Genomic DNA, 14854 nt, shown 5'->3' on the forward strand with positions numbered 1-14854 from the left:
ACGGTTGACGCGCCCTGCCCCGAGCGCCGTTGTGCAATGCATATATATATTGTGCGGCGCACAAAAGTCAAGAATTCGGAGGCTCGCGGCCGCGCTGGCGGCGGCAATGGCTAAAATTCAAATAAAGGAAGGCTCAAACCGCCAGAAAATGGTGAACGCGGCGGTTACCATAAACGGATTGGTAACGCTGCCCCGCTAGCTTGGCTGGAAGTGAGGCAGGATCCCTTTGCCGCCTCCAACGCAACGAGAAATTCAAAGGAACTACCAGTGCGTCAGGCGTTGTCGGGCATCGTTTCCAAATCCGCGTCCCCTCTCAAAACGATCATGATCCTCGCCATGGCGATGACATTCGTCGTCGCGGGTGCCGCCTCGTCGTTCGCGGCAAAATCGGCAGCCATCGTCGTCGACGCCAAGACCGGCAAAGTGCTCTACTCGGCCAATGCCGATGGCCGGCGCTATCCTGCCTCGCTGACCAAGATGATGACGCTCTATCTGACCTTCGAAGCGATGGCGAAGGGCAAGATCAGCAGAAACACGCCAGTCGTGTTTTCAGCCCATGCATCCGCCGAGGCGCCGACCAAACTCGGCGTGAAGCCGGGCGGATCGGTCGCGGTCGAGACCGCGATCCTGTCGATAGTCACGAAGTCGGCCAACGACTCGGCGACCGCGCTCGGCGAGATGCTCGGCGGCAATGAAACCAATTTCGCCCGCATGATGACGGCCAAGGCGCGGCAGCTCGGCATGAACGGCACCGTCTTCCGCAACGCCAACGGCCTGCCCGACCCGGGGCAGTTCACCACCGCGCGCGACATGGCCACGCTCGGCATCGCACTCAGGGAACATTTTCCCCAGTACTATGGCTATTTCGCGCAGCGCTCCTTTCTCTACGGTCGCCAGCGCATCAACGGGCACAACCGCCTGCTCGGACGCATCAAGGGCGTCGACGGCATCAAGACCGGCTACACCCGCGCCTCCGGCTTCAATCTCGTCTCATCAGTATCTGACGGCAACCGCCGCCTTGTCGCCGTCGTCATGGGCGGCACCTCGGGCGGCAGCCGCGACAACCAGATGGCTGGTCTGATTAACGCCTATTTGCCGAGGGCATCGACCCGCGGTGGCGGCGATCTGGTCGCCAAGGCGGACAGCAATCCCATCAGCGCACTTGCGAAGGTTCTCCTGCCCAAGCATGACGCGCCGACTCCGGACGAAAAGCCGGTGGCCGTGGCGGAAGCCGATACGGCCGTCGCGAACGACGCGACCGTTGCCCAGGGCGACAGCGAGGACGAGGATACAGCCGAGGCAGAGACACCCAAGCTGGTTGTCCCGGCAAAGAAGGTGAAGACGGTCATCGTCTCCGCTCCCAAGGTCGCCACCGCACAGGTCGTGGCTGCCTATGCAGAGCCCGCCCCGGCCGTTGATCCGGTCAACACCGCGTCGGTCCCGTCAGGCTGGGCCATCCAGGTCGCTTCCTCGCCGAAGCAGTCCGAAGCCCAGGCTTTCCTCGACAACACAACCAAGCAGGCTCCCAAGGTGCTGGCCGACGCTTCCGGCTTCACCGTCGCTTTCGACAAGGACGGCGTCACCTACTACCGCGCGCGTTTCGGCGGCTTTGGGTCGAAGGATGCCGCGTGGAAGGCTTGCACCGCTTTGAAGAAGAAGAAAATCGAGTGCTACGCCGTCCAGCAATAGGACCGCGTGGAAGATATCTCCCGGAAAAATTTTGCGTCGAAGGAGACTAGTTGTGATTGGAGAGCAAGACGTCCTTGGCTTCGTTAATCCGCGCCGCCAGGAAAGACGTGCCGCCGATATCGGGGTGCAGGCGCTGCATCAGGCGGCGGTGCGCCTTGCGGACATCCGCCGCGGCGGCCCCCGCTTCAAGACCAAGGACCTTGTAGGCCTCCTCCTTAGTCATGGCGCCCGGACTTGGCGCAACACCCAGCCCTTCGCCACCGTTCGTCTCAGCGTGTTTGCGCCAGATGGGAAATCTGCCGTCAAGATACGTCTCTAGCAACTGCCGGCTCTCCGGATCGCCGGAGAGCTCGCGGTAGAGATGCTGCAATTCCGCAAGGGTCATCGAGCCGAGCATCTTGCCATCGTGGCGGCCGGCCAGAACCAGCCCTTCAAGGCCGCCCGTATTGTGATCGAGTTCCATCTCGAGTGCCGCTGTCCGCACGGTTGAGCGTTTTCCAGCAACCGGCCTGGCATTTGGCCGGCCTGTACGCGTGGCGCCGTACCAGGCGATTGCCACGAACAGGATGATGCCGCCGATGGCTTGATGCCCTACCAGGAGCACGGCGCCGCCGACCAGCGCCAGCAGGATCGGCCCCAAGGTTCTCATCCCGCTTGCGAGTTGCGCCGGATCCGCGCGGAGAAAGGCCGTGGCTACCCCCAGGAGCACCAGCAACAACGCGACCACAACGATAATTGCGCCTAACATTTCCCATCGCCCCGCAGGTATCCTGTCCGCCTGGACAGCCGCGTGATGTCCTTCAACACTTTTTCTGCGCCAGAATCATGGCCTTTACCCGGGCTGGAAGAGGACCATCGTGCGAACTGGTTCCGCAACGCCGCGGCCTGTGTCGACTTCGACGGTTCTTCATCGCGCATGGATTTGAAGATGTGGCGTTGTCCCGTCGCTTGCAAGTCCAGCACGAGGCAAGATTGAGGGCCAGAAAAAGTCTAAAGCACGTCGCGTCGAAACGGACCTATGCGACGCGCTTCAGAGGCTTTGTCTTTATGCATGTCCTTCTCCCAAAACCGAGGTCACTTTTGGGCGACATGCGTTAGAGCAAGCCGAGTTCGGCCAGCTCGCGCCTGAGTTTCGGCGGCATCTCGACCAATCCCGCCTTGCCCTTGCCGAGATCGGCCGGAGCGTCCGCTGGCTTCAGGTAACGCCAGCCCTGGAAGGCGCGGCGCGGCTGCCAGTCGGTACGCACCACCTCGGGATCGAGCATCAAATGGCAGCGGCCGATGCCGTCGTCATCGATGAACGGCCGTATCTCCGTGATCAATTGGCGGCATTGCACGCTGCCCTTGATCACCCAGTAGAGCGAGCCGCCATCGGTGACCTCGGCGCCACGTGTCGGCATCATGCGGGTGGTGTGCCAGTGTTCGGCTGGTTCACCGGCACGGCGGCGCTCGTCAAGACGGAAGGCGATCCACTCTTCGAGATCCTCGACACTGTCGCAGCCGACGCAAAGCTTTAGGAGATTGAGAGCCATTCGCTAAGGTTAGTTCGGGGCGCCGAGACGTCAACGGCCCGACGGACTTCTCCACAGTGCCGGTTTGGGCCAGCCCTCAACACTCCACGACATTGACCGCAAGCCCGCCAAGGCTGGTTTCCTTGTACTTTTCGTTCATATCGAGGCCGGTCTGGCGCATGGTCTCGATCGCGGCATCGAGCGGCACGAAATGCACGCCGTCGCCTTTGATGGCCAGTGACGCGGCCGTCACCGCCTTGACGGCACCCAGAGCGTTGCGCTCTATACATGGCACCTGGACCAGCCCGCCGACCGGGTCGCAGGTCATGCCGAGATGATGTTCGAGCGCGATCTCGGCGGCATTCTCGACCTGTTCGGGCGTGCCGCCCATGACGGCGCACAGCCCGGCGGCCGCCATCGCCGAGGCTGAGCCCACCTCGCCCTGGCAGCCGACTTCGGCGCCGGAGATCGACGCATTGGACTTGATGATGCCGCCGACAGCCGCTGCCGTCAGCAGGAAGTCGCGGATGCTCGGCTGGTCGGCCTCGGGATGGAAATGCAGCCAGTAGCGCAGCACCGCCGGCAGCGTGCCGGCCGCGCCGTTGGTCGGCGCGGTGACGACACGCCCGCCGGCGGCATTCTCCTCGTTGACGGCCATCGCATAGATCGAAAGCCAGTCATTGGCGAGCAGCGGGTTCGGCCGGTTCTGCTGCCACTGCTCCTGCAGCTTGTCATGCAGCTGCCTGGCGCGCCGCCGCACCTTCAGCCCACCCGGCATGATGCCGTCCTGCGACAGGCCGCGGTCGATGCAGCCCTTCATCGCATCCCAGATAGCGTCGAGACCGGTGTCGAGCGCCTCGCGCGACATCTGCGTTTCCTCGTTGGTGCGCTTCATGTCGGCAATGGAAAGGCCGCTCTTGGCCGCCATCTTCAGCATCTCGACCGCGTTCTTGAAGGGATACGGCACCTTCTTGCCCTCGGTCGTGACCGAGCCTTTTGCCTTCATCCGCTGCAGCTCTTCTTCCGAAACCACGAAGCCACCGCCGATCGAATAGTAGATGCGCTTGAGCAGCAACCGGCCGCCGGCGTCGTAGGCGTAGAACGCCATGCCATTGGCGTGACCGGTGAGCGGTGTCTTGCGGTCGAGCACCAGATCGGTGGTCGGGTCGAAATGGTAGGATGGGTGGCCGGGCGGTGAAATCAGCTTGTCGGCGGTGATGCGGCTGATGATGCCGTCAGCCTGGTCGGGGTCGACCGTTTGCGGCGTCTGGCCGGCAAGGCCGAGAATGACGGCACGGTCGCTGCCATGGCCGATGCCGGTATAGGCGAGCGAGCCATGCAGGCTGGCGCCGATGCGGTCGACCTTGGCGCCGGCGGGGCGCGGCCAGTCGTCGCCCGCGACCTCGTCGAGAAACCGGCGCGCAGCCGTCATAGGCCCCATCGTGTGCGAGCTCGAGGGGCCGATGCCGATCTTGAACAGGTCGAAAACCGAAAGGAACACGCTGTCTCCTGGATCATGTCGAGGACTACATATAGGAATTCCCGAGATGTTTCCGCTCTTTTGACAATCGCGGCGCAGCACCTGCCGACCTTGTTTGCTCCGGCAGCGACATTGATTGCCCGACGCTGCATGCGGCGATCAAAGCGATCAAGATGTGATAAATTCACCCTATGGGCGATTCCTCCTATCTTTCGACGGCCGATCTCGCGGCGCTGGGCTTTTTCCTCCTCGCATGGGTGCTGCACACGCTTGCGTCCGATGGCAAGCTGGTTAGCCGCATCTCGCTGACGACTGCAATGAATGCCCAACGCGAGGCCTGGATGGGCACCATGGCCGAGCGTGAGATCCGCATCGTCGACACCGCCATCATGAGCGGCCTGCAGCAGGGAACCGCCTTCTTCGCCTCCAGTTCACTGATCGCGCTCGGCGGCTGTTTCGCCCTGCTTGGCGCGTCCGACCGGGTGCTTGAGGTGCTGAGCACTCTGCCCTTGGGCGGCGCGCCGTCGCGCTCGGCCTTTCAGATCAAGGTGCTGGGACTGGTGCTGATCCTGGCCTTTGCCTTCTTCAAATTCGGCTGGGCCTACAGGCTGTTCAATTACTGCTCGATCCTGATTGGCGCCGTGCCGATCCCACATGGCGAAGCCTCGCGCAATCCCGTCACGCAAACGGCTGTGTGGCGCGCGACGCAAATGAATATGCTGGCCGGCAAGCATTTCAATTCGGGCTTGCGCGGCGTGTTCTTCTCGATCGGCTATCTCGGCTGGTTCGTGGATCCGGTGGTGTTCGTGCTGTCGACGCTTCTGCTGCTGGCCGTCCTGATACGGCGCCAGTTCTTCTCGGCGGCGCGGCGTGCCGTGATCGGTCAGCCGCCCGGCGCCGGAAACGGCTGATCGATACGCCCGGAAAGCCAATAGGCGAAAAGTCCGATCCACTCGCGGACGGCCATGGTCGTGTTCTGCACTGAATCGGCCGCATTGTCGCGAAACAGCCCGATGCCTTCCCGACCGGAGGTGCGATAGTCGACCGGCCAGGGAACGGTTGAAAAACCGGCCTTGTCGAACAGCGCCTTGGCGCGTGGCATGTGAAAGGCTGATGTCACCAGTAGCCATGTCTCGCCCGGTTTGGGTTTGACCAGTTCGTGGCTGAAGACCGCATTCTCGTAGGTGTTGCGGGATTTGTCTTCGAGGATCAGCCGATCGGCCGGGACACCCAGCGCCTCGAGCAGGCGCGGAGCGGTGTCGGCATCACCTTCGCCGTCGAAGAACAGTGAGCCGTTTCCACCGGAGACGACCACCTTTGCCTGCGGGAAACGCCGGGCGAGGATTGCGGTCTCGACCATGCGATCGCCGCTGCTGTTCAATTCATAGCCGCCACGCGCGAGGTTGATGGCGCCCTCGAAGCCGCCGCCGAGCACGATGATGCCGTCTACTTTCGCCGGCAAAGGCGGCTTGGGAAAGCGTTCCTCCAACGGATTGAGCATCATGGCGCCAAATGATGTCCAGGCCGACAGCGCAAGGATCAGGAACGCCAGCACGCTGCCGGTGACGGCAAGTCGCCGCCGGCCGATCATCCCGGCGATCAGCCCCGCCAAAAGCAGGAAGATCGTCAGGTTGAGCGGCTGGATGAAGAACCAGAAGATCTTGGAAAGATAGTAGAACATCGCTCAACCCTTACGGCATCAAGGGCTCTGTAATGCCTTGGTTTTGCGCATGATTCTCTCCGAAAATCGATCGCGGTTTTCGGGATCATGCGCCAGGCGAGCGGTACCCTTACCACCACTTCTCCGGCTGGAATGAGCCGGCCGCCTGCTCGATGACGGCGGCGGTCTGGAACAATGTCTCTTCCTCGAACGGCCTGCCGATCAGTTGCAGGCCGAGCGGCAATCCCTTGGGATCGAGGCCGGCAGGCACGGCAATGCCCGGCAGACCGGCCATGTTCACGGTGACCGTGAAAATGTCGTTGAGGTACATCTTGACCGGATCGGCGGCCATGTCCTCGTCGGCTATGCCAAAGGCGGCGGACGGTGTAGCCGGCGTCAGGATGACATCGACGCCGGCGGCGAAGACGTTTTCGAAGTCGCGCTTGATCAGATTGCGCACCTTCTGAGCCTGCAGATAGTAGGCGTCGTAGTAGCCGGCCGACAGCACATAGGTACCGATCATGATGCGGCGCTTGACCTCGCGGCCGAAGCCGGCGGCGCGGGTCTTCTCGTACATCTCGACGATGTCCTTGCCCGGCACGCGCAAGCCGTAGCGGACGCCGTCATAGCGGGCGAGGTTGGAAGAAGCCTCGGCCGGCGCGACGATGTAATAGGCAGGCAGCGCATACTTGGTGTGCGGCAGGGAGATGTCGACGATCTCGGCACCGGCATCCCTGAGCCAGGCAATACCCTTCTGCCACAGCGCCTCGATCTCCTCCGGCATGCCGTCGACGCGGTATTCCTTGGGAATGCCGACCTTCATGCCCTTGATCGGCTTGCCGATCGCAGCCTCATAGTCCGGCACCGGCCGGTCGACGGACGTGGTGTCCTTCGGATCGGCCGAGGCCATCGACTTGAGCAGGATCGCGGCATCGCGCACGTCGCGAGCGATCGGCCCGGCCTGGTCGAGCGACGAGGCAAAGGCGACGATGCCCCAGCGCGAGCAGCGGCCATAGGTCGGCTTGATGCCGACCGTGCCGGTGAAGGCGGCCGGCTGGCGTATCGAACCGCCAGTGTCGGTCGCCGTCGCACCGGCACACAGGAAGGCTGACACAGCGGTCGCCGAGCCGCCGGAAGAGCCGCCCGGCACCAGCTGTGCATTGTCGAGGCTGCGCTGGGTTTTCGTGCCACCGGCCGAAACGAAGCCGCCGTCACCCTGATGTGTCGTCGGCATCACCACCGTATCGAGGCGCGAACGCCGCCACGGGTTGATGACCGGGCCATAGTAGGAGGTCTCGTTGGACGAGCCCATGGCGAATTCGTCCATGTTGAGCTTGCCAAGCATGACCGCGCCGTCGGCCCACAGATTGGATGTGACAGTCGATTCATAGCGCGGCTTGAAGCCGTCGAGCACGTGGCTGCAAGCCTGGGTATGGACGCCTTCGGTGCCGAACAGGTCCTTGATCCCGAGCGGAATGCCCTCCAGCGCACCGCCCTCGCCCTTGAGCAGCCTGGCGTCCGACGTCTTGGCCATGTCGCGCGCCTTGTCGCCGGTCACCGCGACATAGGCATTGAGCGTCGGATTGGCGCGATCGATCGCCAAGAGATAGGCCTCGGTGATCTCGGTCGCGGTGATCTCCTTGGCGCGCAGCTTGGCGCGGGCCTGTGAAATCGTCAGATGGGTCAGGTCGCTCATCAAAGGCTCTTTTCGTAAAATACCGACCACTCGGAATCGGGATAATCCAGCACCGGGCCGCAACGCGAGAAACCGGCACGTTCATAGACGGTCCAGGCGGCGGGATGGCGATCGCCGGTCTCCAGCACCAGCCGCTTAAGCCCTTCATCGCGCGCCAAGGCTTCAACGCGTTCCACAATCCTGGCACCGATCCGCCGACCGCGATGCGACGGCCTGATATACATGCGTTTGACCTCGCCAATGGCGCCGCCATGGCGCTTCAGCGCTCCACAACCAATGGCGGTGCCGTTGTCGCGGGCGATGAACACGGTCGTGTCATGGCCCGCCATCTGCTCGACCGTCAGATGGTAGCAATGCTCCGGCGGCGTCAATTCGAGCAAGGTTTCGTTGAGTTGCCTGACCAGGTCGCGCACGTCATTCTGCAGCGGCGTCTCGATGGCGATCTCGATTGCCATCGACGCCTTACTCCACGACCTTCGGCACGAGGAAGAAATTCTCGTCGGTCGCCGGTGCATTGGCGACAATGTCGGCCGCGTTGTTGCCGTCGGTGACGACATCCCCGCGCTTCTTCATCTCCATCGGGGTCACCGAGGTCATTGGTTCGACGCCGGAAACATCGACCTCGTTCAGTTGTTCGACGAAGCCCAGTATGGCGTTCAACTCGCCGGTCATGCGCTCGGCATCTTCCTCGCTCACTGCGATGCGGGCGAGATGCGCAACGCGCTTCACTGTCTTGACATCAACGGACATGTATTCGCCTCGGGAAAAACCAGTCCGCGCTATAGCGGCGCGGCGCGCGGCGCGCAACATGCGCCGGCCGACAATCGGGCAAAGAGCTTCATGGCAGCTCAACGCCTTCGCATAGATAATAGCTGCCGCTGTTACCGCTCGCCTCGCTCTCATCGTCGATGGGCCGGACCGAGACGAGATCGAGCTGCGTCGGGCTGATCCGCGTCACCGACAGGACATCGGGAAAGACATAGCCCGGTTCCTGGCAGATGGCCGTCACCGCCCAGCTCGGCGAGCGCGTCGCCTTGCTGACCTGCACGAACTCGCAATTGTATTCCACGCCTTGCAGGCCATTCTTCGAAAGCACGGTGTTGCCGGCATCGACAAGCGTCTGCAGCGTGTCCTTTTTAGCCTGTACGCAAAGTTCCTCGGACTGGAGATAGACGCCTTCGATGAAATCATCCGCGGCGAGCGCGGGCGACGCCGCGACAAACATCGACATGCAAAGAGATCGCCCCAACGCCATGGATTTGTTCCGCTTTGGTTGTTTCTAGATGGTAATCGTTTCCCCGATGTTCGGCAATGCGACCTTGACGCCGGAACCTTCCATGCCGGCTTCGAACTTCTCAGGCGTCGGATCGATCATCGGAAACGTGCCGAAATGGCAAGGGATAACCGTGTCGAACTTGAAGAAGCGGCGGCAGGCAAGGGCTGCCACCGCGCCGCCCATGGTGAAGCGGTCGCCGATCGGAACAATACCGATCTTCGGCTCGTGCAATTCGTTGATCAGCGCCATGTCGGAAAAGATGTCGGTATCGCCCATGTGGTAGAGCGTCTTGTCTTCCGGGAAATGCAGAACCAGCCCGCCCGGATTGCCGAGATAGACGTTCTTGCCGCCCTCTTCGCCAAACGAGGAAGAGTGCAGCGCCTGGACGAAGGTGGTGGTGAAGCCGCCGCAATCGACCGTGCCGCCGATATTGCCGGGATTGATCCCCTTGTCGCTGACGCCCTTGCCGACCAGGTACATGCAGATCTCGAAATTGGCGACCAGTTGCGCGCCGCTCTTGCCGAGCACTTCCAGCGCGCCGCTGATGTGGTCGCTATGCCCGTGTGTCAAAAGAACATGCGTGATCCCTTCGGCCGGCCCTTCCCAATCGCCCGTCCAGGACGGGTTGCCGATCAGATAAGGGTCGATCAGGATTTTCGCGGCACCCGTTTCGATGCGGAAGGCCGAGTGGCCGTACCAGGTCAGTTTCATGAATGCATTTCCTCGATTTTTGCCGAGCCAGACGATAGAACGCCGATAGCCCAGATATCAAAGGGTATAGTGTCCGCCGCGCATCCGAAAAGACGCGTGGCGCCGAAAAGGCGAGGAAAACCGTTGGCTGTCATCACGATTGAGCAATTGCCGGCACGGCTCGCCCATGGCAAGACCCTGGCGGGGCTCGATCTCGGCGACAAGACGATCGGCGTCGCTGTTTCCGACCGGGGTTTCTCCTTCGCTCATCCCCGCCCGGTCATCCTCAGAAAGAAATTCTCACTCGATGCCGCCGTCCTTTTGGCGTTGCTGGAGAAGGAGAATGTCGGTGCGGTGGCGATCGGACTGCCGATCAACATGGACGGGTCGGAAGGCCCACGCGCACAGAAATCGCGCGCCTTCGTGCGCAACATGGCGCAGCTGAGTGACCTGCCCTTCGTGTTCTGGGATGAGCGGCTATCGACGGTCGCGGCCGAACGGACGCTGATCGAAATGGACTTCTCGCGCGCCAAACGTGCCGGCAAGATCGATTCGGCGGCAGCTGCCTTTATTCTGCAGGGAGTTTTGGACCGGCTTCAGTCGCTCGATGCAGCCGATCGAAGGGAACCTGAACCACCGACCTCTGCCTGATCCAGCCGATGATCTCACTGCGGCGGCGAAACGCCCACAGCGCCATAAGCAGAAAACCGTCGAAGATGCAGGTCTTGGCCACCATACCGGGGATGATGGCTGGATCGATACCGAGTATCTGACCGTAGAGCTGGAAGAAGAAGTCGTGCATCTGCCGGCTGAGCATGACGTAGCCGAAATTCATGTCGTTGGCCGACAGATAGAACCAGCCCCAGAACAGCGCCATCGGGCCCGCCCACAACGCGAAGATGTAGCGCATCAGCGACCTCCCTTGCCGTTCGAGCCGGTCCGGCCCGATATCAGGGAGAGCAGCGAATTATGCGCCGCGGCCTTCGCCATGCTGTGCGCCGTGGCGTGGAATTCGTCCTCATCCAACGCAGCTACCGAACGCCGTTCGGCGAGCATCGCGACATAGGAAGCCAGAAGTGCGGCCAGTTGCACGGCCACCACCATGAACAGACCGTTGATGCCTTGGGCCGCGCCGCCGATCAGGATCATCGACATCACGCCGGAAGCTGAAATAAAGGCGATGCGAATGACGCTGTCGGCGCCCGGGCTGGACGCGTCGTTGACCAGCGTATCGACAAAGGCCCAGAAGAACAGTACCGCCACGACCAGCAACGCGGTCGCCAGCGGAGCGACCACGACGATATTCTCCAGATTGATCAATCGGGCGCTCTCGACGGCCACCCCGAGTACGCCAAGAGCCGCCGCCACACCTCGATTTCCATCGATACAAATCAGCGCGAGCAGGCCGAAAACGATCGCCCAGTGCACGGACAGAAAGGAGGTCAATACGTGTCGCATCGTGATTCCTGCTTCGACAGGAATGACAGTGGGCTTTGCGGTGCGCTGCCGCAATGGAAACCATTTGTTAAGGTTAACGGCGGCTGGGCCGGTGAAGATTCCGGCAACGCCCTCGGATGATGAATGGCATCGCTGTCAATTCACCGTCGGATAGAGCGTATCGATGATCATGCGCGCATCGTGCCGAGAATCGAGCATACCGTAGGTATTGCGCCACTGGCCCGCGAGCCGCGTCTCGACGAAAGCGTCGGCGATCCGCCCTGCCCCCAGCCGGCGCAACTCGGCCGCCGCCGCCGACAGCGCAAGCTGTTCCGTCAGCAGCCGGGCCGAGCCCTCGTCGGTCGAAGCGACCTGCATGGCCGCCTTCAGAACACCGACCGTGCCGCGTCCGCCGGCAGCCAGGTCGCGGTCGATGCCGCCCAGCACCTCTTCGAAAAGGCCCGGGGCGCGGCCAAGCACGCGCAGCACATCGAGCGCCATGACATTGCCCGATCCTTCCCAGATCGCGTTGACAGGTGCTTCGCGGTAATAGCGCGCGAGCGGAGCTTCCTCGACATAGCCATTGCCGCCAAGGCACTCCATCGCCTCATAAAGCAGCGGCGGCGCGATCTTGCAGACCCAGTATTTGACGATCGGCGTCATGGCGCGGGCGAACGCCGCCTCGCCGCGATCGCTCGCCGCCTCGTCGAAGGAACGCGCCAGCCGGAACGAGAGCGCGGTCGCCGCGGCGACATCGAGCGCCATGTCGGCCAGCACCCGCTGCATAAGCGGTTGCTCGATCAGGTTGGTCCCGAACACCTGGCGATGGCGAGCATGATGGATCGCTTCGGCCAGCCCCGCTCGCATGATCGCCGAAGACGCCACCGCGCAGTCGAGCCGGGTCAGCGTCACCATGTCCATGATCGTCTTGACGCCGGCGCCGGGTTCGCCGACCATCTCGCCGATGGCGTTGACGAATTCGACCTCGGAAGACGCGTTGGAGCGGTTGCCGAGCTTGTCCTTCAGCCGCTGGAAGCGAAAGCCATTGCCCGACCCGTCGCCGAGCACGCGCGGCACCAGGAAGCATGACAGCCCCTCCGGCGCTTGCGCCAGCACTAGGAAGGCATCCGACATCGGCGCCGACATGAACCATTTGTGTCCCGTCAGGCGGTAGAACCCACTTCCGACGCGTTCCGCCCTGGTCACATTGGCCCGCACATCCGTGCCGCCCTGTTTCTCGGTCATGCCCATGCCGAGCGTCAGCCCGGTCTTCTCGACCGGCGGCTTTTGGCTCTGGTCGTATTTGCGCGTCGTTACGCGCGGCGCCCATTCGCGAAACAGTTTTGGACTGGCCATCAGCGCCGCCAGCGAGGCGCTGGTCATGGTGATGGGGCAGAGGTGTCCGGTCTCGAGCTCGGCGGTCAGGTAGAAACGGGCGGCCCGCACCTGATGGCGGCGGCCAATCTCGGCGTCGCCATTTTCCCAGACTGAAGAGTGCAGGCCGTTGGCCACCGAACGGCGCATCAAGGCGTGGTAGGCGGGATGGAATTCAACCAGGTCGATGCGCCGTCCCTGGCGATCGTGGGTCCTGAGTTTCGGTGTCTCGACATTGGCGAGGCGCGCCAGTTCCTGGGCTTCTTGCGTGAGCACGAAACGGCCAAGCCCATCGAGATCCTTGCGCACCGGATCCGAAAAGCGCTCGGCAAGCTGGATCAGCAACGGATCGCCTCGCCAGGCGTTGCCGCCCGTCAACGGCGGCGGCTGGTTCGTCACGTCGTCGGTCACGCCCAATCCTTCTAGAAAGGCCCTATCGTCGGAAAGCCTCGAATCCGAGGCCATCGGCTAGGTATAGCCCAAGCGTTGCCGCGCGCGCGACGAAAATACCGGGGAGAACGGCGTCAATCCAAAGCGGGTGCTTGCGGGCGCGAAATCCGCACCCTATAGCAGCCCCTTGAGATGACCGACGCTTCGTCCCTGCCATTCTATCCTCACCGCCATCTTCTGGGCATCAGCGATCTTTCGCCCGCCGACATCGAGTTGTTGCTCGACAGGGCGGATCGGGCGGTCGCGATCTCGCGGCAGTCCGAGAAAAAGACCTCGACGCTGCGCGGCCGCACCCAGATCAACCTCTTCTACGAAGCCTCGACCCGCACGCAGTCGTCCTTCGAACTGGCCGGAAAACGGCTCGGCGCCGACGTCATGAACATGTCGGTGGCGAGCTCTTCCGTGAAAAAGGGCGAAACGCTCATCGACACCGCGATGACACTGAACGCCATGCGGCCCGATATATTGATCATCCGCCATCAGTCGGCGGGCGCGGCGGCCCTTCTGGCGCAGAAGGTCGGCTGCTCGGTGGTCAATGCCGGTGATGGAGCGCATGAACACCCGACACAGGCGCTGCTCGACGCGCTCACCATCCGCCGCGCCAAGGGTCCGCTGTCGAAGCTGATCGTGGCGATCTGCGGCGACATCCTGCATTCGCGCGTGGCGCGCTCCAACATCATGCTGCTCAACGCACTCGGCGCACAGGTCCGCGTGGTGGCGCCCTCGACGCTGTTGCCCTCGGGCATCGAAAGGATGGGCGTCATCGTCTGCCGCTCGATGGCGGAAGGCCTCAAGGACGCGGATGTGGTGATGATGTTGCGCTTGCAGCGCGAGCGCATGGAGGGCGCCTTCGTGCCGTCGGTGCGCGAATATTTCCGTTATTTCGGCCTGGATGCCGAGAAGCTGAAGGCGGCCAAGGACGACGCGCTGGTCATGCATCCCGGCCCGATGAACCGAGGTGTCGAGATCGCCTCCGAAATCGCCGACGGCCCGCAAAGCGTCATCCAGGAGCAGGTGGAAATGGGCGTCGCCGTGCGCATGGCGGTGATGGAAGCGCTGCTAGATCCCCGTCGTAATCAAGAGGGCCGCAATCAAGGGGGCCGCGGCGCATGAGCATCACGGTCTTTGAACGTGCCCGCATCCTCGACCCTTCGCGTGGCATCGACGAAGTCGGCTCGGTCATAATCGATGGCAAGAAAATCGTTGCCGCTGGCAAGGCAGCGCTGAACCAGGGCGTCCCCGACGGCGCCACGGCAATCGACTGCGCCGGCAAGGCGATCATGCCAGGTTTGATCGATGGCCGCGTCTTCATCGGAGAGCCGGGCGGCGAGCATCGCGAAACCATCGCTTCGGCGAGTGTCGCCGCGGCCGCGGGCGGGGTGACGTCGATCGTCATGATGCCCGATACCGACCCGGTGATCGACAATGTGGCGTTGGTCGAATTCGTGCTGCGCACCGCCAAGGATACAGCTTTCGTCAACATCTTTCCGGCCGCCGCCATCACTAAGGGCCTCCACGGGCGCGAAATGACGGAGTTCGGCCTGCTACGCGAGGCGGGTGCGGTCGCTTTCACCGATGGGCGGCATACGAT

Annotated in this window: 16 protein-coding genes and 1 pseudogene; 5 read left to right on the forward strand and 12 right to left on the reverse strand. The window is 62.7% G+C overall.

Features of this window, described 5'->3' with window-relative positions:
• The first annotated feature begins 267 nt into the window (after window positions 1–267).
• On the forward strand, window positions 268–1689 hold the full coding sequence (locus tag FJ941_RS11315) for a D-alanyl-D-alanine carboxypeptidase family protein (protein ID WP_140505495.1): 1422 nt from the start codon (window positions 268–270) through the stop codon (window positions 1687–1689).
• A 46-nt stretch (window positions 1690–1735) separates the two neighbouring features.
• Here the strand turns inward: FJ941_RS11315 and FJ941_RS11320 are convergent, their stop codons facing one another.
• The 3 genes from FJ941_RS11320 to FJ941_RS11330 all read right to left on the reverse strand — a co-directional run bounded on the left by FJ941_RS11320 (window position 1736) and on the right by FJ941_RS11330 (window position 4701).
• The gene (locus FJ941_RS11320; protein WP_140505497.1) at window positions 1736–2437 is read right to left on the reverse strand and encodes a DnaJ domain-containing protein; all 702 of its coding nucleotides are present in this window, start codon (window positions 2435–2437) and stop codon (window positions 1736–1738) included.
• Between the two features lie 346 nt (window positions 2438–2783).
• Window positions 2784–3221 (reverse strand): DUF1489 family protein, encoded by a 438-nt coding sequence (locus FJ941_RS11325; protein WP_140505498.1) that lies wholly within the window; start codon window positions 3219–3221, stop codon window positions 2784–2786.
• Between the two features lie 76 nt (window positions 3222–3297).
• A complete protein-coding gene (locus FJ941_RS11330; RefSeq protein WP_140505500.1) occupies window positions 3298–4701 on the reverse strand; it encodes an L-serine ammonia-lyase in 1404 nt (467 codons plus the stop codon).
• 170 nt (window positions 4702–4871) lie between these two features.
• Between FJ941_RS11330 and FJ941_RS11335 the strand changes: the two genes are divergently transcribed.
• A complete protein-coding gene (locus tag FJ941_RS11335) occupies window positions 4872–5591 on the forward strand; it encodes a DUF599 domain-containing protein (RefSeq protein WP_140505502.1) in 720 nt (239 codons plus the stop codon).
• Here FJ941_RS11335 and FJ941_RS11340 read toward each other — a convergent pair.
• From FJ941_RS11340 to FJ941_RS11365, 6 genes are all read right to left on the reverse strand, one after another.
• Window positions 5564–6361, reverse strand: coding sequence for a YdcF family protein (locus FJ941_RS11340; protein WP_140505504.1), 798 nt, complete (start codon window positions 6359–6361; stop codon window positions 5564–5566). The genes FJ941_RS11335 and FJ941_RS11340 overlap by 28 nt on opposite strands.
• Window positions 6362–6470: 109 nt before the next feature.
• A complete protein-coding gene (locus FJ941_RS11345) occupies window positions 6471–8036 on the reverse strand; it encodes an amidase family protein (RefSeq protein ID WP_140505505.1) in 1566 nt (521 codons plus the stop codon).
• Window positions 8036–8491 carry a GNAT family N-acetyltransferase gene (locus FJ941_RS11350; protein ID WP_140505507.1) on the reverse strand — a complete coding sequence of 152 codons (456 nt, stop codon included), beginning with the start codon at window positions 8489–8491 and terminating at the stop codon, window positions 8036–8038. Before FJ941_RS11350 ends, FJ941_RS11345 begins: the two co-directional genes overlap by 1 nt.
• A gap of 7 nt (window positions 8492–8498) precedes the next feature.
• The gene (gatC, locus tag FJ941_RS11355; protein WP_140505509.1) at window positions 8499–8786 is read right to left on the reverse strand and encodes an Asp-tRNA(Asn)/Glu-tRNA(Gln) amidotransferase subunit GatC; all 288 of its coding nucleotides are present in this window, start codon (window positions 8784–8786) and stop codon (window positions 8499–8501) included.
• 88 nt (window positions 8787–8874) lie between these two features.
• A complete protein-coding gene (locus tag FJ941_RS11360) occupies window positions 8875–9267 on the reverse strand; it encodes a hypothetical protein (protein WP_246673770.1) in 393 nt (130 codons plus the stop codon).
• Window positions 9268–9315: 48 nt separating this feature from the next.
• Window positions 9316–10023 (reverse strand): metal-dependent hydrolase, encoded by a 708-nt coding sequence (locus FJ941_RS11365; RefSeq protein ID WP_140505513.1) that lies wholly within the window; start codon window positions 10021–10023, stop codon window positions 9316–9318.
• Window positions 10024–10146: 123 nt separating this feature from the next.
• Here FJ941_RS11365 and ruvX point away from each other — a divergent pair, with 123 nt between their 5' ends.
• Window positions 10147–10653 (forward strand): Holliday junction resolvase RuvX, encoded by a 507-nt coding sequence (ruvX, locus tag FJ941_RS11370; RefSeq protein WP_140505515.1) that lies wholly within the window; start codon window positions 10147–10149, stop codon window positions 10651–10653.
• Here ruvX and FJ941_RS11375 read toward each other — a convergent pair.
• From FJ941_RS11375 to FJ941_RS11385, 3 genes are all read right to left on the reverse strand, one after another.
• Entirely contained in the window at window positions 10571–10912 is a 342-nt protein-coding gene (locus tag FJ941_RS11375) for a DUF6105 family protein (RefSeq protein ID WP_027142588.1), read from the reverse strand. The genes ruvX and FJ941_RS11375 overlap by 83 nt on opposite strands.
• Window positions 10912–11460: a hypothetical protein gene (locus FJ941_RS11380; RefSeq protein ID WP_140505537.1), complete on the reverse strand. Its 549-nt coding sequence runs from the start codon at window positions 11458–11460 to the stop codon at window positions 10912–10914. The genes FJ941_RS11375 and FJ941_RS11380 overlap by 1 nt, the downstream gene beginning before the upstream one ends.
• A 135-nt stretch (window positions 11461–11595) precedes the next feature.
• Window positions 11596–13224: a DNA alkylation response protein gene (locus tag FJ941_RS11385; RefSeq protein WP_140505517.1), complete on the reverse strand. Its 1629-nt coding sequence runs from the start codon at window positions 13222–13224 to the stop codon at window positions 11596–11598.
• A gap of 171 nt (window positions 13225–13395) precedes the next feature.
• On the opposite strand from FJ941_RS11385, the gene FJ941_RS11390 reads away from it, so the two are divergent.
• Both FJ941_RS11390 and FJ941_RS11395 read left to right on the forward strand, forming a co-directional pair.
• Window positions 13396–14376, forward strand: coding sequence for an aspartate carbamoyltransferase catalytic subunit (locus FJ941_RS11390; protein WP_140505519.1), 981 nt, complete (start codon window positions 13396–13398; stop codon window positions 14374–14376).
• Window positions 14373–14854: pseudogene (locus tag FJ941_RS11395) on the forward strand (dihydroorotase); the annotation flags it as partial. The gene FJ941_RS11390 and the pseudogene FJ941_RS11395, both read left to right, overlap by 4 nt.

This window comes from Mesorhizobium sp. B2-3-13 (assembly GCF_006442195.1).
GTDB classification, from domain to species: Bacteria; Pseudomonadota; Alphaproteobacteria; order Rhizobiales; family Rhizobiaceae; genus Mesorhizobium; species Mesorhizobium salmacidum.